Origin of the sequence: Alteribacillus persepolensis (genome assembly GCF_900099605.1) — a bacterium.
GTDB classification, from domain to species: Bacteria; Bacillota; Bacilli; order Bacillales; family Marinococcaceae; genus Alteribacillus; species Alteribacillus persepolensis.
On record NZ_FNDK01000001.1, the window covers coordinates 157789 to 184203 of the forward strand.

The window sequence follows — 26415 nt, forward strand, 5'->3', positions numbered from 1 at the left end:
TTGTTGTTTTACTTCAGACTTTCGAAATGCTTATATGTGCTGAAAGTTCATCGAAACAGAAACGAACAGGCGCGTGTTTTTTGTTTTTATAAAGCGTTACTGTTTATAAAATGAAGGTGGAGAGGAATAGACATGCTTGATAACAAACGTATCTTGTTAGGTGTTAGCGGAGGTATTGCAGCATATAAGGCGTGTGCGCTTGCAAGCAAATTAACACAAGCTGGTGCGGCCGTAAAAGTAGTGATGACAGAGAATGCAAAGCAGTTTGTTAGCCCTTTGACGTTTCAAGCGTTAACGAGAGAAAGAGTCTATGATGATACATTTGCTGAAAAAGAACCGGATAAAGTTGCTCACATTGATATTGCCGACTGGGCTGATTTTATTGTGGTAGCTCCTGGCAGCGCCAATATCATTGCTAAACTGGCTCATGGACTAGCTGATAATATGCTGTCAACGACTATGCTTGCAGCAACTTGTCCGGTATATATAGCTCCGGCTATGAATGTGAATATGTATGAGCACCCTGCTGTGCAGGAGAACATGCGAACGTTGAAAAAAAGAAATGTCCGCTTTATCGAGCCTGGAGAAGGGTATCTTGCCTGCGGTTGGGTTGGTAAAGGCCGCCTGGCTGAACCAGAAGATATTGTTGCTTTTCTTCAGCAAGAAACATATCCCAAACAGCTGCTTTTCAAAAAACGTGTACTTGTGACAGCAGGACCGACATATGAATATGCTGACCCTGTCCGTGTTTTCACGAATCCATCGACGGGGAAGATGGGATTTGCGATTGCAGAGCAAGCAGCTAAATTAGGAGCTGACGTCACGCTTGTAGCTGGTCCTGTTCAACTTGAAACGCCAACAGGGGTGAACCGGATAGATGTCACTACCGCAGAAGAGATGTATGAAGAGGTGACAAAACGGTATCCAGATTGCGACATTGTCGCAAAAGCAGCGGCGGTAGCGGACTTTAAACCAAAAACGGTAGATACAAAGAAAGCTAAAAAACAGCCCGGTGATGTAGTGATAGAGATGGAGCGTACAAAAGATATTTTAATGGAGCTTGGCAAGAACAAAACGCACCAAATACTAATAGGGTTTGCTGCCGAATCCAATGATGTAGCAGAATATGCCCAAGATAAATTGAAACGTAAAAATCTTGATATCGTCATTGGCAACAATATTACAGCAGAAAATGCTGGTTTTCGTTCGGAGACGAATGAAGTAGTGATTGTAGAGAAAGGAAAAGATCCTGAGTATTTGCCGCTTATGACGAAACGAGAGACGGCTGAAGAAGTATTTGCGCGTGTTTTAACTTACGAAAAGAAGGAAGCATAGTTTATGTATGCAAAAGTAATTGTTGACGTACCGGCCAATCAAACCGATAAATTGTTTGATTATCTTGTTCCAGAAGAGCTGGAACGCTTCATTTCACCTGGCATGCGCGTCGTAGTGCCATTTGGTTCAAGAAAGATACAGGGATTTGTATGGGAGATTACAACTTTTACATCCTTACAAAAAGTAAAACCGATTACGGAGCTTTTGGACCCATTTCCTGTATTAACACCCGAAATGATGAAGCTTGCAGAGTATTTGGCTAACGAGACGGTTTGTTTTCTTATTACTGCACTGCAATCAATGATCCCAGCAGCGATACGTGCCAAACCAAAAAAAATGCTGACATTAACAGCAAATAAAGCGGAATTGCCGCCTGTATTACAGGCTGTTTTTGGAAAGCAGCATACATTGGAATGGAAGGACCTTCCTCATGAAAAAGGCGTCTTACAGCTGGTGAAACAAGCATCTGAAAATGGTGATATCGACATTGATTATGTTGTAAGCGATAAAACAAACAAAAAGATAGTCCAAACTGTTTCCATTCATCCAGATTATAGAGGCGAAGACGTGCAGAATATTGTTGGAAATAAGGCAAAAAAGCAGGCGGCTGTACTTCAGTGGCTGCAAGAGAATGCTGGAAGTGCTGCAATAGCGGTGAAACAACTGACTAAAGAATTACATACGACACGGCAGACAGTTTTAGAACTTGTTCGCAAAAATCTATTAGTGTTAGAAGAACGAGAAGAATATCGTGATCCTTACCAATCGCGTGTGTTTCAGGAACAAGAGCGTCCTGCTTTGACAACACAGCAGCAGCATGTGTTGCAGCCTGTTCAACAAGCGGTTCATGACAAAGAACATATGACATTTCTTTTACGCGGTGTAACAGGAAGCGGCAAAACGGAAGTTTATTTACAAGCGATTGAAAAAGTACTGGCTAAAGGAGAAGAAGCGATAGTGCTTGTTCCAGAAATATCGCTCACACCTCAAATGGTGGAACGGTTTAAAGCCAGGTTTGGCTCCAAAGTAGCTGTGCTGCACAGTGCGCTGGCCGCTGGTGAAAAGTATGATGAGTGGAGAAAAATCCACCGCAAAGAAGTCCAAGTGGCTGTAGGAGCACGGTCGGCAGTATTTGCGCCATTTGAACATTTAGGTCTCATTATTATTGATGAGGAACATGAAGGAAGCTACAAGCAAGAAGATCATCCAAAATACCATGCCAGGCAAGTAGCGATTTGGAGAGGAAAGCATCACAATTGTCCGGTAATGCTAGGGAGTGCGACGCCGTCATTAGAATCTTATGCAAGAGCAAGGAAGGGCGTCTATAAGCTGTTGGAGTTAAAGGAACGTGTGAACAACATTGCTATGCCGGTAGTGAACATTATTGATATGCGGGAAGAGTTGAAAAAAGGCAACCGCTCGGTATTTTCCGAGCTGCTGTTAGAAAAACTGCGCACGCGTATCGAAAGAAACGAACAGGCAGTACTGTTTTTAAACCGGCGTGGTTATTCGACATTTGTTATGTGCCGAAATTGCGGGTATACAGCAGATTGTCCGCACTGCGAAATTACGTTAACGTATCATCATACGAAGCGTCAGCTCAAATGCCATTATTGTGGATTTGAAGAACCGATGCTTCAGCGGTGCCCAGATTGTGACAGTGAACATATTCGTTTTTTTGGAACCGGGACACAAAAAGTAGAAGAGGAGCTCACAAAGCTTCTCCCTGAAGCCAGAGTTATCCGCATGGACGTAGACACCACAAAGCGAAAAGGATCGCATGAAAAGTTGCTGCAGTCATTTGGACGAGGAGAAGCAGACATTTTACTAGGAACGCAAATGATTGCAAAGGGATTGGATTTTCCAAAGATTACGTTAGCTGGTGTATTGGCTGCTGATACGCTGCTGCACCTTCCAGATTTCAGGGCGTCAGAACGGACGTTTCAATTGTTAACGCAAGTAAGCGGAAGAGCAGGAAGAGATAAATTAACAGGGGAAGTAGTCATTCAAACTTACACCCCGGACCACTATAGTATTCAACACGCAAAAACTCATAACTATGAAGCTTTTACATTAGAAGAAATGGGACATCGAAAACGAAGCGGCTACCCTCCTTACTATTATTTGGCGCTCCTTACTATTGCTAGCGAAGATGTTGTTCAAGTTATCCAAACGTCTGAAAAGATAGCTGCATACTTGAGACAGTCTCTTTCTTCCGAAACGAAGGTGCTTGGTCCGACGGTGTCTCCTATTGCACGGATTAAAGATAGATATCGTTACCAATGCATGATAAAATACAGAAATGAACCAAATCTGACACAGACACTGCAAGTTGTAGCGAGTCACTATCAAAAAGAAATAGCGTCAGAGAAGATGTTTATTTCCATTGATATGAACCCGCAGATGTTCATGTGACAAGCAGCCCCGCTGTACCAAAACTTTGCGGGGCTTGTTTTATGAACATGAGAAAGGACGGATAGAATGAAGATGATATTTATGGGAACACCCGACTTTTCTGTTCCTATTTTGCGAGGGTTGGTCGAAGCAGGCTATAACATTCAAACGGTCGTGACACAGCCGGACCGTCCAAAAGGAAGAAAAAAGAAATTAACGCCCCCGCCAGTAAAAGAAGAAGCACAAAAACATGGTTTACCTGTGTTTCAACCGGAAACACTGAAAGATAGAGAAAACCTGAAGCACCTTTTACAATTGGAACCAGATATGATTGTGACCGCTGCATTCGGACAAATTTTGCCAGAAGAATTGTTAGAAGCACCTCGTTATGGTGCGATTAATGTACATGCTTCTCTGCTTCCAAAATATAGAGGCGGTGCACCGATACACTATGCTGTGATGAATGGGGAGGAAAAGACAGGTGTGACGATTATGTATATGGCCAAGCAGCTGGATGCAGGAGATATTTTAACACAGACAGAAGTAGAGATTACAAAAACCGATACGACCGGGAACGTACACGATAAGCTGAGTATCGCCGGACGCGATTTGCTGCTTGAGACGCTTCCTGATTTGGCAGAAGGCAACATAAGGGCGGTGACGCAAAATGAGAAAGAAGCAACATTTGCTCCCAACATCAAACGTGGCCAAGAGCAAATTAATTGGAACCGAAGCGGCGAGACTATTTATAATCACATTCGCGGCATGAATCCATGGCCGGTTGCTTTTACAACATACCGCGGCAAACCGTTTAAAATCTGGCAAGCACGTTTAGCAGCTGCCCGTGATAACACATTGGCACCGGGGACGATAGAAGCGGTGAAAGAGGACAGCATCATGATTAAAACGGGAGATAGCTGGTCATTAGAACTAACAGAATTACAGCCTTCTGGCAAAAAACGCATGAAAGCAGCCGATTATTTACGCGGCAATCATCCATTTGAAACAGGAGAGCAATGTGAATATGACGAGTAAATCACAACAAAATGTAAGAGCAAAAGCAATAGATGTGTTGCTCCGCATCGAAAAAGAAGGGGCTTACAGCCATTTGCTCTTAAACCATGTATTAACACATGGCGGAGTAGATGAAAAAGATGAATCTCTTTTAACAGAGCTTGTATACGGTACGTTGAGGCGTAAAAATACCCTTGATTATTATTTAACTCCTTTTATCAAGAAAGGATTAGACACACTCAATGACTGGGTGCTTGTATTGCTGCGGCTATCGTTGTATCAACTTGTCTATTTGGACCGGATCCCAGATCGAGCAGTTATTCATGAAGCCGTTAATATTGCAAAAAAGCGGGGACACCAGGGGATAAGCGGGTTTGTAAACGGTGTGCTCCGCTCGGTGCAGCGCAAGGGAGTACCGCGAACAGATATGCTGGAAGGAGTAGAGAAGCTTTCTATCGAAACAAGTCATCCAGTGTGGTTATTAGAAGAGTGGATTGCCGCTTTTGGAGAAGAACCAGCTGAAGAAATGGCCAAGGCTAATTTAGAACCGCCGCCTTTCACTGTACGCGTAAACGTGGCACAATCGACAAAGAGTACCGTGGCCAAGATGCTTGAAGAAGAAGGGGTGACCGTTCGAGAGGGGCATCTTTCGCCTGATGCACTCCATATCACGTCTGGCAGTGTGTTAAACACAGAGGTTTATAAGCAAGGAGCTGTGACGATTCAAGATGAAAGTTCAATGCTTCCAGCCAGAGTACTGGATGTAAGTCCGGGCATGGCAGTCTTAGATGCATGTGCAGCGCCTGGCGGTAAAACCACTCATATCGCGGAACGTATGAAAAATAACGGGGAAGTCAAGGCGTTTGACCTTCATAAAAAGAAAGTAAATTTAATTGTTCAACAAGCAGAACGGCTCGGTTTAACGATTATTGATGCTAATCAGCTGGATGCGAGAAAACTGCCGTCGGAGCTGGAAGCAGGAAGTTTTGATAGAGTCCTTGTAGATGCACCTTGCAGTGGATTGGGTGTCGTTCGCCGTAAACCAGAACTGAAGTGGCAAAAGCAAAAACAAGATCTTACGCGCTTTCCAGTGATTCAAACGGAAATCTTACAACAGGCATCTAAAATGGTTAAACCGGGCGGTAAATTAGTATACAGCACGTGTACGGTACGCCCTGAAGAAAACGAGAAAGTTGTCGAAACATTTTTAAACAACCATCCGACGTTTACAAGAGAGTACGATGCATTTTTGCACGAAAAATTTGGTGCAGAAAATGGACAAGCAACGATTTTGCCGCACCAATATGGAACAGATGGCTTCTTCGTAGCCTTGTTAAAAAAACGAGACGAATAATCGCTTGAAAGGAAGTATACCCATGCAGCAGCTAAAGAAAAAAGTCGCCGCAGAGGCACCAGGCAAAACATCAATATATACGTTGCGTTATGAAGAATTAAAAGATTGGTTGAAAGAGCAGCATGAACCTGCGTTTCGTGCTGATCAAATCTTTGAATGGCTGTATCAAAAGCGCGCACAAGATTTTGAAGAAATGACGAATTTATCGAAAAAACTACGCCAGAAGTTGGCTGATTCATTCTCTATCACTGCACTAAAGCAGGCCACTAAACAAGAGTCTCAAGATGGAACAGTGAAACTATTATTTGAACTGCAGGATGGATACACAATAGAAACGGTTGTGATGAAACATAACTATGGGAATAGTGTTTGTGTCACAACTCAAGTTGGCTGCCGGTTAGGCTGTACATTTTGTGCTTCAACGTTAGGCGGTCTAAAACGCAACCTAGAAGCTGGGGAAATTACTGCCCAAGTATTAGAAGCGCAGCGTGCATTAGATGAAAAGGGAGAACGTGTTGATTCTGTAGTTGTTATGGGGATTGGAGAGCCATTTGATAATTACGATGAACTGATGTCTTTTCTTAAAGTTATTAATCATGATGAAGGATTAAACATCGGCGCGCGTCATATTACTGTATCAACAAGTGGAATGGTCCCGCGCATTTATGATTTTGCAGATGAGGGTATGCAGGTTAATTTTGCGATATCGCTGCATGCGCCTAACACGGAAATCCGCAGCAGATTGATGCCAGTAAACCGTGCATGGCCGCTTGATAAGTTAATGGATTCTATTCGTTACTACCAGAACAAAACAAACAGACGTGTTACATTTGAGTACGGGTTGTTTGGCGGGGTAAATGACCAAGTGGAACATGCCGAAGAACTGGCTGATGTCATTGAAGGGTTGAAATGCCATGTGAACTTAATCCCAGTCAACTACGTTCCTGAACGCGATTACGTAAGAACAAAACGAGATGATATCTTTGCGTTTGAGCGGACCTTGAAAGAACGTGACGTTAATGTGACCATTCGCCGTGAGCAAGGACACGACATTGATGCAGCATGCGGACAGCTGCGCGCAAAGGAACGGAAACAAGAAACGAGGTGACCCCTGTTTGTGAATACTGTATTTTTAACGGATACCGGAAAGGTTCGTGAACACAATGAAGATGCTGGCGGTGTGTTTGTGAATAAAACAGGAGACTATCTAGCTGTGGTGGCCGACGGAATGGGCGGCCATCAAGCTGGAGATGTTGCCAGCCAAATGACAACGGACATGTTGAGGGAGTCGTTTGAAGGTTTAAATGAAACATTAACACCAGACAAAGCAGGGAAATGGTTAGAACGTGCTTTCCAAGAAATAAATGAGAAAGTGTTCGAACAAGCTGGCAAAAATCGTCATTTGCAAGGAATGGGAACAACACTTGTCGCTGTTGTATGTACCCGTTCGTTTATCGTCATTACACACGTTGGAGACAGCCGAGCTTATTTGTGGACCGACCAAGAGCTGCAGTTGAAAACGGAGGATCATTCGCTTGTAAACGAGTTGAAAAAAAGTGGTCAGTTGACGGCTCAAGAAGCAGACAATCATCCGCAGAAAAATATTCTCACAAGAGCATTAGGTACAGAAGTTTCTTTGAAAAGCGAGCAAACGGTGTTGGAGTGGAAAAAAGGAGATGCCGTTGTGCTTTGTTCCGATGGGTTAACAAATAAAGTGACCGATAATGAAATCGAACAGACGCTTTCTCAGCAGTCTTCTCTCCGTGAACAGGCTGAACATCTTGTACATATGGCAAAGGATCGCGGCGGAGAAGATAACATTACACTGGCTGTTGTAGAAAATATCCCGCTTGAAGAGGGGCTGATGTAATGTCTGAGCTAATTGGCCAGAGAATAAGCGACCGCTATCATATCGAAGAAAAAATTGGCGGCGGCGGAATGGCTCATGTTTACAAGGCGCAAGATATTATTTTAGAACGTCCGGTTGCTGTCAAAGTACTTCAGCCTCAGTATAATTCAGATGAAGAATTCATACGCCGCTTTCATCGAGAAGCACAAGCGGCTACAAGCCTTGCTCACCCAAACATTGTAAATATTTATGATGTAGGCGAAGAAGAGAATCTATACTATATTGTCATGGAGTATATTGAAGGGGAGACGTTGAAAGAGAAAATTCAGCATCAAGGGCCGCTACCTCTCGAACAGTCAGTGGAGTTAATGGGAAAAATCCTCGAAGCAATGGGCCATGCCCATGCGAATGGCATTATACACCGAGATATAAAGCCTCATAATATTTTGTTAAACCACTTTGGTGAGGCGAAAGTTACTGACTTTGGTATTGCTCGTGCGTCTTCTGCTCAAACGATTACACACACAAACTCAGTGATGGGGTCTGTCCATTATTTATCACCAGAACAAGCCAAAGGCGGACATATAACGGCTCAATCCGATATTTACTCGCTAGGCATTGTGTTGTATGAAATGGTAACAGGTGCTCTCCCTTATACAGGGGATTCTGCTGTCAGCGTTGCTTTAAAACATTTGCAAGAACCCTTGCCAAAGCCGTCAGAAAAACGCCCAGGTCTTCCGCAAAGTGTAGAGAATGTCATTTTAAAAGCAACAGTGAAAGATCCGCATGACCGATATGAAAATGTCTTTGCGATGCAAGAGGATTTAAAGACTGTTCTATCGCAGGAACGTCGTAATGAAGCTCCGTTTGTCATTGAAGAGGACAAAGAACAAACAAAAGCAGTACCGATAATAAAAGATGAACAATCTGTATCAGAAGAAACGAAAATAGCAGAGCAGGAAACAACAGTAAACCGCGATGTCACAAAAGATATCCCCCCGCCTGTCTCTCCGAAAAAGAAAAGCAAAAAGCGCTGGATATGGATTCTTCTGTTTCTGCTGCTTTTCTTCACAGCGGCTGCAGCCACGGCGTTCACGGTACTTCCTAGTTTGTTTACAGTCGATGAAACAGAAGTGCCGGACGTGGGAAATATGGTAGAAGAAGAAGCAGTTGCACAAATTGAATCGGCCGAGTTAGAACCTGAAATTGAAACGATAGCCGATAATGACATCGAAGAAAATCACGTTGTTAATCAAGATCCCGGCGGGGGCACAACAGTGAAAATGGATAGTACGGTGACGCTTTATGTAAGTGAAGGACCCGAAAGAGTCGAAATGCCAGATGTGACCGGTTTAAATCGTAAAGAAGCAGAAGAGAGGCTGAATGACTTTGAACAAGTAGAGTTTGCCTCGCAGGAAACGTCCGAGCATCCACCTGATACCATCATTGGGCAGAGTCCGGAAGCCGGAGACGAAGTTGTTCAAGAAGACACAACTGTCCAATTAACTTATAGCACGAGACCGGAATTCACCTTGGATAACTTGGAAGGTGAGTCAAAAGATGCAGTAGAGAGATATTTAGAAAATCACCGGTTGAATGGAAGCTTTGAAACAAGTTATTCTGAAGAAATAAGAAGTGGACGTGTGATTGAACATACACCTGGGCCGTACACCAATGTTAAAGAAGGTGACGAAGTGGCATTTGTGATTTCAGAAGGCCCGGAGCAAACAGAAGAAGAAACGGCAGTGGAGCAAATAGAAGCAGTGATACCAGTAGAAGTGGAACAAACGGAAGACAGCGAAGAGGCACCAGCATTCGATATCCGTATCGTTTACGAAGATAATACAACAGAGCAGGAAGAGGTTTTTGTTGAAGAAACAATTTCTGAGACGAAAACATATCGTGTGCCTTTAGAAGTAACACCGGAAACAGATGGACGCTACGTTTTGTTTGTCGACGACGAAGAAGTTCAATCGAACACTTTTTCTTATGGAGATGAATAGGAGGATTTATGGACGAAGGGATTATTATTAAATCTTTGAGCGGCTTTTATTATGTAGAAAATGAAAATGGTGTATTTCAGTGCCGAGGCAGAGGATTGTTTCGAAAACAGAAAATCAAACCTCTGGTTGGAGATTATGTATTTTTTGAAGCAGAACAAAAAGAAGAAGGATATATTTATGAAATAAAAGAGCGCCGTAACGAAATAAACCGCCCGCCTGTTGCAAACGTCGACCAAGCGCTGCTCGTTTTTTCTGCCGAAGAGCCAGCGTTTTCCACGCTGCTGCTTGACCGCTTTCTCGTCCACATGGAATCGCTTGATATTTGGCCGGTAATTATTATTAATAAATTTGATTTAGCGGCTCAAAAGCGTGAGCAGGAGCTGCTTGAGTGTCAGCATGATTATCAAGTGATGGGGTACCCATTTGTGTTTGTTTCTAGTAAAAACAATCAAGGAATGGAAGAAATCAAACCTTGGCTTGAACAGAAAGTGTCTATCGCAGCAGGTCAATCAGGTGTCGGAAAATCGACATTATTAAATGCGCTCGATCCGTCGTTGGAGCTGGAAACAGCCGAAATTTCCACGCATCTTGGCAGAGGAAAACATACGACAAGGCATGTGGAACTTCACTCTGTCCACGGTGGCTGGGTGGCGGATACACCAGGGTTTAGTTCGCTGGATTTTCAGGCTGTTCATGAAGAGGACTTAGATGTATGTTTTCCAGAAATGAAAGACAGGCTCGCTCAGTGCAAGTTTCGTGGTTGTACACATCGCAAAGAGCCGGGCTGTGCAGTCAAACAAGCAGTGGAGGATGAAAATATCCCGTCGTATCGTTACAATCATTATTTGCAGTTTTATGAAGAAATACATGCACAACGGAGGTATTAGCAGATGATAAAAGTAGCACCATCGATATTGTCAGCGGATTTTTCGCAATTGAAAGAAGAAATTATTGATGTTGACCAAGGCGGCGCAGATTATATTCATATTGATGTAATGGACGGACACTTTGTTCCTAACATAACGATTGGACCGCTAATTGTAGAGGCTGTCCGCCCTCACACGAAACTCCCGCTTGATGTTCACTTAATGATTGAAAAGCCAGATCATTACATCAGTGATTTTGTCAAAGCCGGAGCTGATATCATATCAGTGCATACAGAAGCATGTCCGCACTTGCACCGTACGATTCACCTCATAAAGTCACAGGGGATAAAAGCAGGTGTGGTAATCAATCCAGCCACGCCGGTAGAGGCTATTAAACATGTCATAAAAGATGTGGATCTTGTTTTATTAATGACAGTCAATCCTGGTTTTGGAGGACAAGCATTTATCCCTGAAGTGCTTTCTAAAATCGAGCACGTTCAAACAATGCTGAAAGAAGCTGGCAGTGATGCAGATATAGAGGTGGATGGCGGGGTGAATGCCGAAACCGCTAAATTATGCCGAGAAGCCGGAGCAAACGTATTAGTGGCTGGTTCTGCTGTTTATAAGCAGCAAGACCGCGAAGCAGCCATTTCAGCCATACGCGGAGAAAATTCCTAACATAGTATAGCAGAGCTGTTCTTCCTTGTTTTTACAGCAAGGCAGGACAGCTCTTTTTATTAAGATAAGCAAGGATACAAGACAGGATGTTTCAGGTTCTCATACATATGTTATCGACCGGTTTTTTATACTAGCCCAAGCACCCGGGCACATACGACGTGACGCTCTCAGCTGAACGTCTTTCTTTTAAGGCGCCTGCGCTTTTCTTAGAGCTAAACCGGTTTTTTATGATTTTTTTCAAGATTTTCTATGTACTATTTTAAAGTTCCTGAATATACATATAAAAGAATGAAATTAGGAAAACGACGTTTGTATAGAAAGAGTGTATATGGAAAGGAAAAACGACGTGAATGAAAGCGGCGCGTGCCGCATTATAGTAAAGGAAAGAGGAGGAATTATCATGAAGTTTTATACCATTAAACTGCCGAAATTCCTGGGAGGATTCGTACGCGCCGTCATTGGTACCATCAAAAAAGAATAGGTTTATATAATTATATTATGTTAACTAAAAAGAAAACATGATAAACCCCGGAAACTGTCCTTCCATGAAAAAACAGTTCCGGGGTTGTTTTTTCCGTTTTTCACTTAAGGTTTGTATTATACGCGCTGGACTTTGCCTGATTTCAATGCGCGAGCAGAAACATAAACACGTTTTGGTTTACCATCTACCATGATGCGTACTTTTTGAACGTTAGAGCCCCAGCGGCGCTTTGTAGCATTGTTTGCGTGAGAACGGTTATGACCGGATTTCGGCCCTTTGCCTGTCACGTAGCATTTACGTGCCATGACATGCACCTCCTTATTCATTCCATCTTTCATTTTCAAAGCATACTTAAATATTTTAGCATAGTGCCTATGTTATTGCAATCGCAACTTGTTGGAAAGGCGAAGAGGAAACCCATGTATCGTTTGTATTTGCCGACTTTTAAAAAGAGAGAGAGTATAGTAAAATAAAGCGTAGCAATTTGAAGGTACCGGATAAGGAGGCTCTTTCATGACAATTGAAATGAATTCCCAGTTAGGATCGATAGATGTTTCAACAGAAGTCGTTGCGACTATTGCGGGCGGAGCAGCAGTAGACTGCTACGGCATTGTCGGAATGGCATCACAAAAACAAATCAAAGACGGATTATCTGAAATACTCGGACGTGATAATTTTTCCCGTGGAGTTGTGATCCGTGAAGCGGATGAAGGCATTCATATCGATATGTATATTATTGTAAGTTATGGAACGAAAATTTCAGAAGTAGCATATAACGTTCAAAGCAAAGTCAAGTATCAATTGCAGCAAATGCTTGGATTAACAGTTGATTCTGTGAACGTTTACGTACAAGGGGTACGAGTGGCACAGTCGTAGGAAAGAGGAAGTTAGGAGGAAATGGCATTGAGTGAAGCAGTAGAAGGTAAAAAGCTTGCCTCTATGTTTGAACAAGGAGCAGCAATACTCGCTAAAAATGTAAAAACAGTAGATGCATTAAATGTATTTCCGGTACCAGATGGAGATACAGGTACAAATATGAATTTAACGATTCAATCTGGCATAAAAGAAGTACAGTCTGCCGCAGATAATCATGCCGGCAAAGTGGCAAAATCTTTTTCTAAAGGGCTGCTTATGGGTGCAAGAGGAAACTCAGGTGTTATTCTCTCTCAGCTTTTTCGAGGTTTTGCAAAAGCGGTGGAAAAGAAGGAAACACTGAGTGTTCGCGACTTGGAACAGGCATTAGAAGAAGGTGTAACGACTGCGTATAAAGCAGTGATGAAACCGGTAGAAGGGACGATTTTAACCGTTGCAAAAGACGCTGCAGAAAATGATCAGTCAGAGCATAGCTCAGCAGCTGCATGGATGAGCTCTGTGGTTAAGAAGGCAGAAGCATCGCTTGAGAAAACGCCAGAACTTCTGCCCGTGTTAAAAGAAGTTGGAGTAGTGGACTCTGGCGGTCAAGGTCTTGTATATATTTATCATGGGATGCTTGAGGTGCTTGAGGGGAATATTTCCAAAGAGAAAGCGCAGTCACAGCCAGCTCCGTCTTTGGATGATTTAGTAAAGGTGGAACATCACCAAAACGCTCAATCCCATATAAGTACAGAAGACATTGAGTTTGGCTATTGCACAGAAGTTATGGTTTCCTTTGATGAAGACAAGTTAAAACAACATCATTTTGATGAGACAACGTTTCGAAATGAACTTGCTAAGTTTGGAGACTCGCTGTTAGTTGTAAGTGATGAGGATCTCGTGAAAATACATATTCACGCTGAATATCCAGGAGATGTGCTGACTACTTCCCAAAAGTACGGCAGTCTTGTACATGTGAAAATTGATAATATGAGAGAGCAGCACCGTGCGCTTCAGCAGGAAGAACAGACAAGTGCATCACATGAAGAACAGACAAGTGCATCACATGAAGAACAGCACGAAGCGCCAGCACCGAATGATGAAGCTCAATATGGGTTTGTCACGGTTTCCATGGGAGAAGGCATTAAAGCGTTGTTTAAAGGGCTGGGTGCCAATGAAGTGATTGCCGGCGGCCAGACGATGAATCCAAGCACAGAAGATATTATGAATGCGATAAAAAAGGTGAACGCAGAGCACATTTTTGTTCTTCCAAACAACGGCAATATTGTAATGGCGGCTGAACAGGCGGCTGATGTCAGTGACAAACATGTAGAAGTTATTCCTACCAAGTCGGTGCCAGAAGGATTAAGTGCAATGATTGCTTTTCACGACCAAGCCGGTTTTGAAGAAAACAAACAAGCTATGCAGGCAGCCAGACAAGAAGTCAAAACAGGTCAAGTGACGTATGCTGTCAGAGATACATCCATTGATGGAATGGACATAGCAAAAGGCGATTACATGGGAATATGGGATAAAGATATTGTAGCTTCTGGCAAAAACGTAGAGGAAGTAACAACGCAGCTTCTCGAGAACATGGTAGATGAAACCACAGAAATTGTAACATTAATACGTGGGGAAAACGGACAAACATCCACGGATAATGTCATTGTAAACTACGTGGAGAAAAACTTTGAAGACGTCGAAGTAGAAGTACATGAAGGCGGCCAGCCTCTCTATTCTTATATTATCGCTGTGGAATAACGGTATTAACCATCGGCCGTCTCAACGGAAATACGGTAGAAATGAGGAAGGGGAATCTGCGATGGGACGTGTAAAAATTGTTACAGACAGCACGGCCGATATTCCAAAAGATCTCGTAAAGAAATATGATATTACGGTAGTACCACTAAAAGTTGCGATTGGTAATGAAACGTTTCAGGACGGGGTAAATTTGACGACGGAAGCGTTTTACCAAAAAATCGAAAGCTCAGAGGAGCTGCCTTCGACATCACAGCCGACTCCTTATGAGTTTGAAACAGTATACCGACGAATTGCTGAAAATGAAGCCGATGAAGTAACAATCCTCTCTATTCATCTTTCATCTCAATTAAGTGGTACGATGCAATCAGCTACGCTTGCTGCTGAAGAAGTAAAAGACGCGGTACATGTGGACGTGGTTGATTCCAAGCGTGCTTCCTATGCAATTGGCATTATTGTTGTTGAAATAGCAAAGTTAGCACAGGACGGAGCTGACGTGAAAGCATGTAAAGAAAGATTAAATACGCTCCTCGAGGAGACAAAGGTATATTTCTTAGTTAATACACTTGAATATCTGCAAAAAAACGGGCGTATTGGTAAGGCTTCGGCATTGTTTGGAACACTGTTAAAAGTCAAACCAGTGCTTAGTTTGTCAGAAGATGGCCAAGTGTACCCGTATTTTAAAGCCAGAGGACGAAAGAAAGCATTGGCAGCCATTCGTGAAGCTGTGAATGAGCAGTACGGCAGCAAGCCGGTTCACATTGGCATCTGCCACGCGAATGCCTTAGAAAGCGGAGAGGAATTGTTAGAAAAAACAACGTCCTCCCTTCAAGTAGAATCAACAACTATTACAGAAATCGGTGCAGTAATTGGTTCTCATGTGGGACCTGAATCGGTAGCGGTGACAGTTATGCCCGCAAAGTAAACATGGGGCTGTCCTAGATAATATTTATAGGACAGTCCCATGTTTCATGCAGTGTAAGTGTTTACCAGTTCAGTTAGCGGCAGGAGGATGAAAAATGGATACCGGAAGGAAAGAAGGATGGGACATGAAGGAGAGTACTCCGGTGAATGAAGGTGTCTAAAGAACTAAAAAAACCGATCTCCATGTTAAAAGGGGTAGGGGAAGAAAAAGAGAAAGATTTGCAGCAATTAGGAATTGAAACAGTATCTGATTTGCTGCAGCACTTTCCTTATCGATACGATAACCATGAAGTGGAACCGATAGAGCAGCTTCGGCATGATGATCATGTAACAATTGCAGGTACTATTCAAACAGAGCCGGCTATTCGTTTTTACGGCAAAAAAAAATCAAGAATGACAGTTCGTATTCTTGCTGACAATATCCTTATCACCGCGGTATTTTTCAATCGAGCATTTTTAAAAAACAGGCTGAAGCGCGGGGAAATGATTACGGTGTCGGGAAAGTGGAACAAACATAAGCTGACGATTACGGTGCAGGATTTTAAACAAGGAGAGCCCGATCCAACTCAGGAGCTTCAGCCGGTATATTCGGCAAGCGGCAGCGTGTCTGTCAAGCAGCTGCGCCGATACATGAAAACAGCTTTGAGCGAATACAGTGACCTTGTCCAAGAAATTCTTCCTCTGTCATTTCTGTCAGCTTATAAGCTGCCCAACCGAAAGCAAGCATTATCTGCGATTCATTTTCCCAGGAACAAGCAGCAGTTAAAGCATGCACGGCGGCGTTTTATTTATGAAGAATTTCTGCTATTTCAATTGAAAATGCAAGCTTTTAAACGGCAGGAACGTTACAGCGCTGGAGGTCACTATCATGTGTTTAGCGATGCAGAGTTAATAGAATTTATTAACGAGCTTCCATTTGTGTTAACCGGCGCCCAACGAAAAGCCGTCAAAGAAATCACCAATGATTTACAAGAGCCGCTTCGAATGAACAGGCTGCTGCAAGGGGATGTTGGTTCGGGGAAAACCGCTGTTGCTGCTATTGCTATGTACGCTGTTTATCTAGCAGGGAGCCAGTCGGCTTTAATGGTTCCGACAGAGATTTTGGCGGAACAACATTATCAAGGCTTGCAGGAGTTGTTTCAGCATACCGGTATCGAGATTGTGTTGTTGACTGGGTCAACCAAAGGAAAAGCAAGAAAAGAAATAACAGCGGCGGTTGAACAGGGAACTGCTCATATTGTTATAGGCACCCATGCTTTGATTCAAGAAGATGTTGCATTTCGGCGCTTAGGACTTGTCATTACTGATGAACAGCATCGTTTTGGTGTAGAACAACGTCGGGCACTTCGTGATAAAGGCTATGAAGTAGATGTTTTATTTATGACAGCGACGCCAATTCCGCGGACACTTGCTATTACTACATTTGGTGATATGGATGTATCCGTTATAGATGAACTTCCATCCGGGAGAAAACCAATTGAAACGTACTGGGTCAAGCATCAAATGCTTGAACGGGTGCTGCGATTTATTGGAAAGCAAATAAACAGCGGCAGGCAGGCTTATGTTATTTGTCCGTTAATTGAAGAATCGGATAAGCTGGATGTACAAAATGCCATTGACGTGCATGCGCAGTTAGCACAATATTTTGCGGAAAATAATGTAGGAATTTTGCATGGAAGGCTTACGGCGCAGGAAAAAGAGCAAGTGATGGAGCAGTTTGCTAGTAATGATGTGCAAATCCTTGTATCAACAACGGTCGTTGAAGTAGGCGTAAATGTTCCAAATGCTACTGTCATGCTCATCTATGATGCCGATCGGTTCGGTTTGTCCCAGCTCCACCAGTTAAGAGGACGTGTAGGGCGCGGCAGCTACCAGTCATACTGTATTTTACTAGCAGATCCAAAAGGAGAAACAGGAAAAGAGCGAATGCAGATTATGCAAGAGACAGAGAATGGTTTTGCTTTATCAGAAAAAGATCTGGAGCTGCGTGGTCCTGGTGACTTTTTTGGCAAAAAGCAAAGCGGTTTGCCAGATTTTAAAATAGCCGATCCTGTCCATGATTACAGAGCATTGGAGACAGCAAGGCAGGACGCAGCTTCACTTATTCAAAGTAAAGAATTCTGGAGCGCTTCTTCGTATCAACATTTACGGGAAATCGTTCAACAAAGCGGTGTTATAAGCGGAGAGAAGCTGGATTAGTTCACAGATTGCCAGAAAAATGCTTGAAAACAAAAAACTGGAGATATATACTACTTTTAGTACCTAGTCATAGAAGCGGATGGTGTTAGGATTGAAACGCAGTAAACGAGAGCGGCAGCAGCAGCTAAAAGAAAAAATAGCCAATGACCCTTTTATTACCGATGAAACGCTGGCGGATATATTTGGTGTGAGCGTACAAACCATCCGTTTGGACAGGCTTGAATTGTCGATTCCAGAACTGCGGGAGCGGATTAAGCATGTGGCAAGAGAACATCTTGATGAGGTGAAAGCACTGCCTTTAGAAGAGGTCATTGGAGAAATTGTGGATTTGCGCTTGGATGAAGAAGCAATATCCATTTTAGACATCGGAAAAGAGCATGTTTTTTCCCGAAATGGTATTGCAAGAGGACATTACTTATTTGCCCAAGCTAATTCCTTGGCTGTTGCTATTATTAATGATGAATTGGCATTAACGAGCAGAGCCAATGTTCATTTTACGAGGCAAGTTAAAGAAAGCGAAAGAGTTATTGCCAAAGCCACCGTCCAAGAGACAGGAAAAGTGAAGACGGTAGTCGAAGTGGCAAGCAGGGTTAATCAAGAAATTGTATTTCAAGGCGAATTCGTTATGTTTCGTTCTCATAGATAAAGTAATTTCATATAAAGGAGAAAACATTCATGAAAATTGTCATCGATGCAATGGGGGGAGACAATGCCCCGAAAGCACATGTGGCAGGTGCGATGGCGGCAGTACGCTCTTTTAAAGATATTGAAATTGCATTAGTAGGTGATGAGCCGAAAATTCGCGAGCACTTAACGAAAGCAGAGAATATTTCTGTATTACATACGGAAGAAAAAATAGAAGATGAGGACACACCAACGCAAGCGGTTCGCAGAAAGAAAAACGCTTCGATGGTGTTAAGTGTACGTGAAGTACGGGAGGGACGTGCTGATGCGTGCATTTCATCTGGAAATACGGGGGCATTGATGACAGCGGGGCTCCTTCATGTTGGACGGATTGATGGAATAGAACGCCCGGCGCTGGCACCAATGCTTCCAACCATTGATGGAGAAGGTTTTCTTCTCTTAGATGTGGGAGCGAATGTTGATGCTAAGCCAGAACATTTGCTGCAAAATGCGTATATGGGTTCTGTTTATATGGAGAATGTCAAAAAAGTGCAGCGTCCAAAAGTTGGTCTGGTTAACGTTGGAACAGAAGACGGAAAAGGCAATGAGTTAACAAAAGCAGCATTTACCTTATTGCAAGAAGCCCCTGTCCATTTTGTCGGCAACGTAGAGGCCAGGGATTTATTAAATGGTGTATGCGATGTAGCTGTTTGTGATGGGTTTTCTGGCAACTTAGTATTAAAATCAATTGAAGGGACAGCAGGTACGTTATTTTCGATATTAAAGCAGGAGTTAACATCAAGCTTCACGAATAAAATTGCAGCTGGAATGTTACGCTCAAGTTTTATGAATATCAAAGAAAAAATGAGCTATTCACATTATGGCGGAGCCGGCTTATTTGGATTGAAAGCTCCCGTAATCAAGGCGCATGGCTCATCTGATCATACGGCTGTTTATCATGCTATCCGCCAAGCTAGACAAATGGTTCACGAGCATGTAACAGAGGTGATTAGCGAGGAAGTGCGTAAACAGGAGGAATAAGAGATGTCGAAAACAGCATTTTTATTTCCAGGACAAGGATCACAATTTGTCGGGATGGGAAAAAGTATTTATGAAACGCACCCACAAGCAAAAGAAACGATAGACAGTGCCGATGAGACGCTGGGCTATTCATTGTCTGCACTTATGTTTAATGGACCGGAAGAAGACTTAAAGCGGACAGAAAACGCACAGCCTGCTCTTTTAACGATGAGTACGGCACTATGTGAGCTCGTCCAAAAACAAGGGATTACAGCAGACTACACGGCAGGGCATAGTTTAGGGGAATATTCCGCGCTCGTTGCAGCGGGTGTTATCCCATTTGAAAAAGCGGCAGAGCTTGTCCATCAGCGCGGTTTGTTTATGGAAGAGGCGGTTCCTGCTGGAGTAGGAACGATGGCTGCAGTGATGGGAGTAGAAAGAGATGAGTTGAAAAAAATAACGGAGCACGTATCACAAACAAGCGAGCCTGTACAGTTAGCCAATTTAAATGCGCCGGGACAAATCGTTATCTCCGGTGAGAGAGAAGCAGTGGAAAAAGCCGGGGAAATGGCAAAAGAACAAGGTGCTAAGCGGGTGATTCCGCTGCAGGTGAGTGGTCCATTTCATTCCACGTTAATGGAACCGGCAAAAGAAAAATTAGCAGACGTTTTGGAGCCAGTACCATTTCAAGCGGCGGGTGTGCCAGTGATTACGAATGTTTCAGCAAAAGAAGAAACGTCTGCGGCAGAGTTGAAAAAGCAGCTGGTTAATCAAGTAACGTCACCAGTTTATTGGGAGGATACAGTGCGACGGCTGCTGGAGTTAGAAGTAACGAATTTTATTGAAATCGGGCCGGGCAATGTATTAAGCGGTTTGGTGCGCCGTGTGCAGAGACGAGGTATCAATGTCTTTGCTGTACAGGATGAAGAATCCCTTCATAAAGCAGTGAAGAAAATAAAGGAGGAATCCTAATTGTTACAAGGAAAAACAGCACTAGTGACCGGTGCTTCACGAGGAATCGGCAGAGCAATCGCAGAAGAGCTGGCGAAAAATGGTGCTAACGTGGCTGTGAACTACGCTGGCAGTGCCCAAAAAGCAGAAGAAGTAGTGGCTGTTTGCAAAGAATATGGCGTTGAATCATTTAGTATACAAGCAGATGTGTCTAATGAAGCTGATGTGAAAGACATGTTAAAAAAAGTAATGGATACATTTTCTCGTATAGACATATTAGTGAACAATGCGGGAATAACAAGGGATAACTTGACTATGCGTCTAAAAGAAGAAGATTGGGACGCTGTGTTAGATACGAATTTAAAAGGCGTCTTTCAATGTGCCAAAGCAGCTGCCCGGCCGATGATGAAGCAGCGCGGCGGTCAAATTATTAATATTGCCTCTGTCGTTGGTGTGCTGGGAAATGCTGGCCAGGCAAACTACACAGCAGCAAAAGCTGGCGTGATAGGTTTAACGAAATCACTGGCCCGAGAGTTTGCGCCGCGCGGTATACGAGTCAATGCGGTGGCTCCAGGGTTTATCGCAACAGATATGACGGATGAACTTGGTGAAGACGCGAAAACGGCATTATTGGAACAAATACCTCTCGGTGCATTAGGTGAGGCTGAAGATGTTGCCAAAACTGTTCGGTTTCTTGCTTCTGACGATGCCAAATACATGACCGGCCAAACATTGCATGTCGATGGCGGTATGGTCATGCCATAAGCTGAACAAAACCTTACAGGCAAAACTAGCAAATAGCGGTCATTTCTCTTATAATGACAATTAGCTAAGAAGTGAACAATCTTATAAAGGAGGTGAAAGGAAATGGCAGATACACTAGAACGTGTAAAAGGCATCGTGGCTGATCGTCTTGGGGTGGAAGAGTCAGAGGTAACAAAAGAGGCTACTTTCAAAGACGATTTAGGTGCTGATTCACTTGATGTTGTTGAGCTCGTCATGGAGCTTGAAGATGAATTTGATCTAGAAATTTCTGATGAAGAGGCAGAAAAAATCTCTACTGTTGCTGATGTGGTTAACTACATAGAAGCACAGCAATAATGGCTACATTGTAAAAGAGGCCGTTACAAAGGCTGTTTTAGGTATTAGACCTTTAAACGGTCTCTTTTTTCTTTACGTGATACAGACAAGGGGATTCCTCTCTGAAAATACGTGATATGATACTGGGAAGAAAAACGGAGGACCTGCTATGGCACACTCATCTCATAAACCATTGAAAAAGCATTCGCAATCACGCGGACGCAGATCAAGAAAAAAATTAGTGCTTACAGAAGAACATCGTCAAAAGCTGCAGCACATGTTGGCGAAGCTTGATCTACATTTTAAAGATGACAAACTTTTAATACAAGCTTTCACCCATTCATCCTATGTGAATGAGCATCGGATACGCTCGGTTCATGATAACGAGCGTTTGGAATTTTTAGGAGATGCTGTATTGGAACTAGCTGTTTCCCAGCACCTTTTTAAACGGTTTGCTACGATGAGCGAAGGAGATATGACAAAATTGCGCGCGGCTATTGTATGTGAAGCTTCGCTTGCTAATCTAGCAGAAGAGCTCCATTTTGGAGAATTAGTATTTCTTGGAAAAGGCGAAGAGATTACTGGCGGCAGGAAACGCCCTGCGCTATTAGCAGATGTATTTGAAGCATTTGTTGGTGCTCTGTATCTCGATCAAGGCATCGAAAAAGTCTATGTATTGTTAGAACAAACCGTATACCCGAAAATTGATGACGGTGCTTTTTCTCATATGATGGATTTCAAAAGCCAATTACAAGAACATATTCAGCGTGATAACATGGGGACGATTTTTTATGAAATTACAGATGAAATTGGTCCAGCTCACAGCCGCGAGTTTGTCTCTGCCGTGTATTTAAATGACAGTGTATTAGGAGAAGGAAGAGGCCGCTCCAAAAAAGAAGCAGAACAGCATGCTGCACAGCAAGCATTGTCGAAGTTAGAACCAAAAGGAAAAGAAGAGTAAGAAGCCACGCGCATGATACGCGTGGTTCTTTTCACGAGATTAAGACTTTTTTAACTTTCCCAATTCTGAGATAATCGCATCCATTTCACTAACACTAAATTGGTTTTTACTTTGGACCATCTCGTAAAGGTCTTTAATTTCTTCATAGTTGTTTAAATCAAAGCTGTTGCTTTCCATGGCAGCCTTATTCACAACTTGCAGTTTTGCTGTAATTTCACCAACCATAAATTGTAAATTTTCTTGGGACTTTTCTTCTAAATTCACTCTTATTTCCCCGCCTTTACATAAATATATTTTATGATGTCTCTACTAGTCCACATCTTATTGTAGGGGTTTTTTTTAAAATGCGCAAACGGGCGGTGAAATCCATGGCTGTGATTCTTCTTTGGGGATGGCAGGTGTGGTAAAATAGGATAGCCCCCTTCAGAGTGCTGTACGAATGTGCAATAACACCCAAGAAATTAAATGGAGGAGGATACAGGTTTGTTCCTCAAACGATTAGAAGTAAAAGGTTTTAAATCTTTTGCCGAAGAAATGAATATAGAATTTGTTCCCGGAGTGAATGCCGTTGTCGGCCCGAATGGAAGTGGAAAAAGCAATATTGCTGATGGCATCCGCTGGGTGTTGGGAGAACAATCGGCACGAAGTCTGCGTGGAGCAAAAATGGAAGATGTCATATTTGCAGGCAGTGATACACGACGTTCTCTAAATCTTGCAAGTATTACGGTAGTACTCGACAATACGAATGATGAACTCTTGCTGGGATTCAGCGAGGTAAGTATTACACGAAGGCTCTACCGCTCTGGCGAGAGTGAATACTTAATGAACCAAAAGCCGTGCCGGCGAAAGGATATCGTAGAGCTGTTTATGGATTCTGGACTGGGAAAAGAAGCATTTTCCATTATTGGGCAGGGGCGTGTTGAAGAAGTGTTGTCCAGTAAACCTGTGGAAAGGCGGGCAATTTTTGAAGAAGCAGCCGGTGTCGTCAAGTATAAGCAGCGAAAACAGCAGGCTGAGAAAAAACTGACAGAAACACGCGATAATCTTTACCGTGTTGAAGACATTTTATCTGAGTTGGAAGGACAACTAGAACCATTAAAACAACAGGCGTCGGCAGCAAAAGATTACTTAACAAAAACAGAAACCTTGAAAGAGTATGAAATCGGGGCGCTTGTTGAAGAAGTCACAATGAAACATCAGGTGTGGACCGCGCTTCACGAGGAAATAGAAAACATAGAAAAACAACAAACAGTTTCTGACAAAGAGCTTAAACAACAAGAGGAAAAACGAAAAGAATGGCAGCAAACCATAGAGAATATGGAAAAAAATATTTCTGCTGTACAAGATGCCCTGGTTGCTGCAAGTGAACAGCTTGAAAAGGAAGAAGGGCACCGCCGCCTGCTAGAAGAGCGAGGGAAAAACGCAGGGGAGAAAAAAGCAGAGTGGGAAAAGAGGCTTTGGGAAACGGCGGAAAAAAACAAACATACAAAACAACTGCTCAAACAACAAAAACAACAGCTGAAACAGAGTACAAAAAAAGTAAAAGAATTAAAAGAGAAGCTCAAAGAAAATCAATCGCAATGGCAATACTATGTGGCAAGCAAACAGGAAGAAATCGAATCGTTAAAAAGTGAATACATTGAACGTTTAAATGAACAGGCAGCGATTCGAAATGAAGAAAGGCACATTGAAGACCAGAAAACACAATTTGATCAACGATTTCAATCGTTACAGGTAGAAAATGATCGCTATCTCAAAGAACGAAAAACGATTGAAGAGCATGTTGAAACATGGAATACCTATACAGAAAAGCTCGCAAAAGAATACGAAGAGATGAAACAATCGTATCAACAGCTGCAAAAGCAGTGGCAGCAAGCCGCAGAAGAGTCGGACCAGCAGGAAGAAAAACTGTATGAAGCTTATCGTTATTTAGATAAAACGAAATCCCGCGTTAATGTATTAGAAGAGATGGAATCAGACTATACAGGTTTTTTCCATGGTGTAAAAGAAATCCTTAAGGCTCGAAATACCAATATAAAAGGAATTATTGGCGCTGTCGCCGAGTTAATCAATGTACCTTCTTCTTATGTCACAGCAGTAGAAACAGCGCTTGGCGGTGCACTGCAGCATGTTGTGACCGAAACGGAAAAAGACGCAAGACATGCCATTCAATATTTGAAGACGAATAAAAAAGGCAGAGCAACGTTTTTGCCGGCAGACGTCATACGCCCGAGAAGCTTGTCACATGCTGTAAGGGAAACGTTAAAGGCACAACCGGGTTTTGTAGCCGTCGCCTCTGAAGCAGTAGAAATAGAGCGGGCTTATCAACATATTACGGATAATTTGCTTGGACAGGTTGTGATTGCTGAAACGTTAGAAGCGGCAAACAAGATGGCACGGTTATCACAATATAAAGTGCGCTTTGTTACGCTGGATGGGGATGTCGTCAATCCGGGTGGTTCGATGAGTGGCGGAGCTGTAAAACAACAAAAACATCAACTGCTCGGACGTCAGCAGGAGTTACAAGAATTAAAACGTAAATACGCAGTGATGCAGGAAAAAACAGCAGCCTTGGAAAAAAAAGTGCAACAGCTGAAAGAACAGCGTGATAAGCTGCACCGCGAGTTAGACTCCTGCCGTCAACAGGAAGAAAAAGCTCGCACGAAATTAGAAGAAGCCAATGAAGAACGCCGCAAAAAAGAAGCAGAATTGGCGCGCTCCCATTCACGGCTGTCGCTTTTTGACAGGGAATCGGCTTCTTTAAAAGAAGAACTGAATAAATTGAATCAGCGCCAGCAAGTGTTAGAGGAGAATAAAACGTCTCTTTCCGGGAAAATTGCCGAACTAGAACAGAAGATTGCAACTCTGGAGTCTTCTGAAAAGCAGCGTGGAGAAAAACTAGAAGAACTAAAAGAATGTGCCAATGAGTGGAAAATAGAACTAGCCGCATCACAGGAAACAATGTCTCATGAACAGTCAGAAGTGAAACGAATCGAATCACAGGACCAAGAGGAAGAACAATTCATTCGCTCGCTGGAAAAAGACATTCGCCTGCTTAATGAGCAGCTTTCTTCGATTGATGGCGGGGATGATGCAGCAGCGGTCGATATCGATGAGTTAAAAGAGAAGAAAGCACAGCTAACGGCACAGCTTGCCTCCCTTCGTCGTGATAAAACAGAGGCAGGACAAGAGCTCGAACATTTGAAATTACGTATTCAACGCATGACGACAGCCTTTAATGAGCAGCAGAACCACTTGCATGAACAACAAGTGGAACTCAACCGTTTAGATGTGGAACTAGATACTAAATTACAAGAGCTGCAAGAAACACACGAGTTAAGCTTTGAACGTGCCAGGCAGCATTATTCTCTTTCTATCGATATAGAAGAGGCCAAACAAAAAATAAAGTTATTGAAGATGGATATTGAAGAACTGGGCACAATCAACCTTGGTTCCATTGATGAATTGGAACGTGTCAGCGAACGGGTGTCTTTTTTGACTGCACAAAAAGACGACTTGCATAAAGCGCAAGAATCATTGTTTGCTGTAATCCAAGAAATGGATGAAGAAGTGAGACGTCGTTTTTCTGAAACATACAGTGTAATTCGGAAGCACTTTCAAGAAACATTTGTAGAATTGTTTGGTGGTGGTGATGCTGATCTTCTTCTCACAGAGCCTGATGACTTGCTTGAGACAGGAGTAGACATTATGGCGCGTCCGCCTGGGAAAAAGCGTCAGCACTTGTCGTTATTATCAGGCGGGGAAAAAGCATTGACCGCTATTGCTTTGCTGTTTTCGATTGTCAAAGCAAAGCCGGTGCCGTTTTGTGTACTCGATGAAGTAGAGGCAGCACTTGATGAAGCAAACCTTGTGCGGTTCTCCGAGTACTTGCGCCGGTTTAGTGAAACGACGCAATTTATTGTTATTAGCCATCGTAAAACAACAATGGAAGCGGCTGATGTGTTATATGGTATTACGATGGAAGAGTCCGGTGTTTCTAAGATGGTTTCTGTTCGCTTGGAGGAAACGGCTAAACTGTTGGAGGAAACGACATAACAAATGAAAGGAGCAG

Annotated in this window: 23 protein-coding genes; 21 read left to right on the plus strand and 2 right to left on the minus strand. The window is 43.0% G+C overall.

Annotated features, from left to right (window positions below; genetic code table 11):
• Positions 1 to 132 precede the first annotated feature (132 nt).
• The 10 genes from coaBC to spoVM all read left to right on the plus strand — a co-directional run bounded on the left by coaBC (position 133) and on the right by spoVM (position 11974).
• The gene (gene coaBC, locus BLT18_RS00770; RefSeq protein ID WP_091270283.1) at positions 133 to 1335 is read left to right on the plus strand and encodes a bifunctional phosphopantothenoylcysteine decarboxylase/phosphopantothenate--cysteine ligase CoaBC; all 1203 of its coding nucleotides are present in this window, start codon (positions 133 to 135) and stop codon (positions 1333 to 1335) included.
• 3 nt (positions 1336 to 1338) lie between these two features.
• Entirely contained in the window at positions 1339 to 3750 is a 2412-nt protein-coding gene (gene priA / locus BLT18_RS00775) for a primosomal protein N' (protein WP_091270285.1), read from the plus strand.
• A 66-nt stretch (positions 3751 to 3816) separates the two neighbouring features.
• Positions 3817 to 4764 carry a methionyl-tRNA formyltransferase gene (gene fmt / locus BLT18_RS00780; RefSeq protein WP_245705140.1) on the plus strand — a complete coding sequence of 316 codons (948 nt, stop codon included), beginning with the start codon at positions 3817 to 3819 and terminating at the stop codon, positions 4762 to 4764.
• Positions 4754 to 6097: a 16S rRNA (cytosine(967)-C(5))-methyltransferase RsmB gene (gene rsmB / locus BLT18_RS00785; protein ID WP_091270287.1), complete on the plus strand. Its 1344-nt coding sequence runs from the start codon at positions 4754 to 4756 to the stop codon at positions 6095 to 6097. Before fmt ends, rsmB begins: the two co-directional genes overlap by 11 nt.
• 22 nt (positions 6098 to 6119) lie before the next feature.
• On the plus strand, positions 6120 to 7205 hold the full coding sequence (rlmN, locus tag BLT18_RS00790; RefSeq protein ID WP_091270289.1) for a 23S rRNA (adenine(2503)-C(2))-methyltransferase RlmN: 1086 nt from the start codon (positions 6120 to 6122) through the stop codon (positions 7203 to 7205).
• A gap of 9 nt (positions 7206 to 7214) precedes the next feature.
• Entirely contained in the window at positions 7215 to 7967 is a 753-nt protein-coding gene (locus BLT18_RS00795) for a Stp1/IreP family PP2C-type Ser/Thr phosphatase (RefSeq protein WP_091270291.1), read from the plus strand.
• Positions 7967 to 9949, plus strand: coding sequence for a Stk1 family PASTA domain-containing Ser/Thr kinase (gene pknB / locus BLT18_RS00800; RefSeq protein ID WP_091270293.1), 1983 nt, complete (start codon positions 7967 to 7969; stop codon positions 9947 to 9949). The genes BLT18_RS00795 and pknB overlap by 1 nt, the downstream gene beginning before the upstream one ends.
• Positions 9950 to 9957: 8 nt before the next feature.
• Positions 9958 to 10836 (plus strand): ribosome small subunit-dependent GTPase A, encoded by an 879-nt coding sequence (gene rsgA / locus BLT18_RS00805; protein WP_091270295.1) that lies wholly within the window; start codon positions 9958 to 9960, stop codon positions 10834 to 10836.
• Positions 10837 to 10839: 3 nt separating this feature from the next.
• Positions 10840 to 11493, plus strand: coding sequence for a ribulose-phosphate 3-epimerase (rpe, locus tag BLT18_RS00810; RefSeq protein ID WP_091270297.1), 654 nt, complete (start codon positions 10840 to 10842; stop codon positions 11491 to 11493).
• A 400-nt stretch (positions 11494 to 11893) separates the two neighbouring features.
• Entirely contained in the window at positions 11894 to 11974 is an 81-nt protein-coding gene (gene spoVM / locus BLT18_RS00815; protein ID WP_091270301.1) for a stage V sporulation protein SpoVM, read from the plus strand.
• 116 nt (positions 11975 to 12090) lie between these two features.
• Here the strand turns inward: spoVM and rpmB are convergent, their stop codons facing one another.
• Positions 12091 to 12279 (minus strand): 50S ribosomal protein L28, encoded by a 189-nt coding sequence (gene rpmB, locus BLT18_RS00820; RefSeq protein ID WP_091270303.1) that lies wholly within the window; start codon positions 12277 to 12279, stop codon positions 12091 to 12093.
• A 208-nt stretch (positions 12280 to 12487) separates the two neighbouring features.
• On the opposite strand from rpmB, the gene BLT18_RS00825 reads away from it, so the two are divergent.
• The 10 genes from BLT18_RS00825 to rnc all read left to right on the plus strand — a co-directional run bounded on the left by BLT18_RS00825 (position 12488) and on the right by rnc (position 22343).
• Positions 12488 to 12850, plus strand: coding sequence for an Asp23/Gls24 family envelope stress response protein (locus BLT18_RS00825; RefSeq protein WP_091270305.1), 363 nt, complete (start codon positions 12488 to 12490; stop codon positions 12848 to 12850).
• A 21-nt stretch (positions 12851 to 12871) separates the two neighbouring features.
• Positions 12872 to 14587 carry a DAK2 domain-containing protein gene (locus BLT18_RS00830; RefSeq protein WP_091270312.1) on the plus strand — a complete coding sequence of 572 codons (1716 nt, stop codon included), beginning with the start codon at positions 12872 to 12874 and terminating at the stop codon, positions 14585 to 14587.
• 61 nt (positions 14588 to 14648) lie between these two features.
• A complete protein-coding gene (locus tag BLT18_RS00835; RefSeq protein ID WP_091270314.1) occupies positions 14649 to 15509 on the plus strand; it encodes a DegV family protein in 861 nt (286 codons plus the stop codon).
• A gap of 152 nt (positions 15510 to 15661) precedes the next feature.
• Positions 15662 to 17707, plus strand: a complete 2046-nt coding sequence (gene recG, locus BLT18_RS00840) for an ATP-dependent DNA helicase RecG (protein ID WP_091271114.1) — start codon at positions 15662 to 15664, stop codon at positions 17705 to 17707.
• A 91-nt stretch (positions 17708 to 17798) separates the two neighbouring features.
• Positions 17799 to 18353: a transcription factor FapR gene (gene fapR / locus BLT18_RS00845; protein ID WP_091271116.1), complete on the plus strand. Its 555-nt coding sequence runs from the start codon at positions 17799 to 17801 to the stop codon at positions 18351 to 18353.
• A gap of 29 nt (positions 18354 to 18382) precedes the next feature.
• Positions 18383 to 19372: a phosphate acyltransferase PlsX gene (gene plsX, locus BLT18_RS00850; protein ID WP_091270315.1), complete on the plus strand. Its 990-nt coding sequence runs from the start codon at positions 18383 to 18385 to the stop codon at positions 19370 to 19372.
• A gap of 3 nt (positions 19373 to 19375) precedes the next feature.
• Positions 19376 to 20323, plus strand: coding sequence for an ACP S-malonyltransferase (fabD, locus tag BLT18_RS00855; protein WP_091270317.1), 948 nt, complete (start codon positions 19376 to 19378; stop codon positions 20321 to 20323).
• Entirely contained in the window at positions 20324 to 21067 is a 744-nt protein-coding gene (fabG, locus tag BLT18_RS00860; RefSeq protein WP_091270319.1) for a 3-oxoacyl-[acyl-carrier-protein] reductase, read from the plus strand.
• Between the two features lie 102 nt (positions 21068 to 21169).
• Positions 21170 to 21403 (plus strand): acyl carrier protein, encoded by a 234-nt coding sequence (gene acpP / locus BLT18_RS00865; RefSeq protein WP_091270321.1) that lies wholly within the window; start codon positions 21170 to 21172, stop codon positions 21401 to 21403.
• A gap of 148 nt (positions 21404 to 21551) precedes the next feature.
• Positions 21552 to 22343 carry a ribonuclease III gene (gene rnc, locus BLT18_RS00870; protein ID WP_091270323.1) on the plus strand — a complete coding sequence of 264 codons (792 nt, stop codon included), beginning with the start codon at positions 21552 to 21554 and terminating at the stop codon, positions 22341 to 22343.
• A 39-nt stretch (positions 22344 to 22382) separates the two neighbouring features.
• Here the strand turns inward: rnc and BLT18_RS00875 are convergent, their stop codons facing one another.
• Complete coding sequence (locus BLT18_RS00875; protein WP_091270325.1) at positions 22383 to 22607, minus strand: DUF1128 domain-containing protein; 225 nt, start codon at positions 22605 to 22607, stop codon at positions 22383 to 22385.
• A 219-nt stretch (positions 22608 to 22826) separates the two neighbouring features.
• Between BLT18_RS00875 and smc the strand changes: the two genes are divergently transcribed.
• On the plus strand, positions 22827 to 26399 hold the full coding sequence (gene smc / locus BLT18_RS00880; RefSeq protein WP_175487319.1) for a chromosome segregation protein SMC: 3573 nt from the start codon (positions 22827 to 22829) through the stop codon (positions 26397 to 26399).
• Positions 26400 to 26415 lie beyond the last annotated feature (16 nt).

Coding starts and splice junctions, on each gene's coding strand:
- coaBC (WP_091270283.1), top strand. CDS start 133: ATGCTTGATAACAAACGTATCTTGTTAGGTGTTAGCGGAGGTATTGCA.
- priA (WP_091270285.1), top strand. CDS start 1,339: ATGTATGCAAAAGTAATTGTTGACGTACCGGCCAATCAAACCGATAAA.
- fmt (WP_245705140.1), top strand. CDS start 3,817: ATGAAGATGATATTTATGGGAACACCCGACTTTTCTGTTCCTATTTTG.
- rsmB (WP_091270287.1), top strand. CDS start 4,754: ATGACGAGTAAATCACAACAAAATGTAAGAGCAAAAGCAATAGATGTG.
- rlmN (WP_091270289.1), top strand. CDS start 6,120: ATGCAGCAGCTAAAGAAAAAAGTCGCCGCAGAGGCACCAGGCAAAACA.
- pknB (WP_091270293.1), top strand. CDS start 7,967: ATGTCTGAGCTAATTGGCCAGAGAATAAGCGACCGCTATCATATCGAA.
- rsgA (WP_091270295.1), top strand. CDS start 9,958: ATGGACGAAGGGATTATTATTAAATCTTTGAGCGGCTTTTATTATGTA.
- rpe (WP_091270297.1), top strand. CDS start 10,840: ATGATAAAAGTAGCACCATCGATATTGTCAGCGGATTTTTCGCAATTG.
- spoVM (WP_091270301.1), top strand. CDS start 11,894: ATGAAGTTTTATACCATTAAACTGCCGAAATTCCTGGGAGGATTCGTA.
- rpmB (WP_091270303.1), bottom strand. CDS start 12,279: ATGGCACGTAAATGCTACGTGACAGGCAAAGGGCCGAAATCCGGTCAT.
- BLT18_RS00825 (WP_091270305.1), top strand. CDS start 12,488: ATGACAATTGAAATGAATTCCCAGTTAGGATCGATAGATGTTTCAACA.
- BLT18_RS00830 (WP_091270312.1), top strand. CDS start 12,872: ATGGCATTGAGTGAAGCAGTAGAAGGTAAAAAGCTTGCCTCTATGTTT.
- BLT18_RS00835 (WP_091270314.1), top strand. CDS start 14,649: ATGGGACGTGTAAAAATTGTTACAGACAGCACGGCCGATATTCCAAAA.
- plsX (WP_091270315.1), top strand. CDS start 18,383: ATGAAAATTGTCATCGATGCAATGGGGGGAGACAATGCCCCGAAAGCA.
- fabD (WP_091270317.1), top strand. CDS start 19,376: ATGTCGAAAACAGCATTTTTATTTCCAGGACAAGGATCACAATTTGTC.
- acpP (WP_091270321.1), top strand. CDS start 21,170: ATGGCAGATACACTAGAACGTGTAAAAGGCATCGTGGCTGATCGTCTT.
- rnc (WP_091270323.1), top strand. CDS start 21,552: ATGGCACACTCATCTCATAAACCATTGAAAAAGCATTCGCAATCACGC.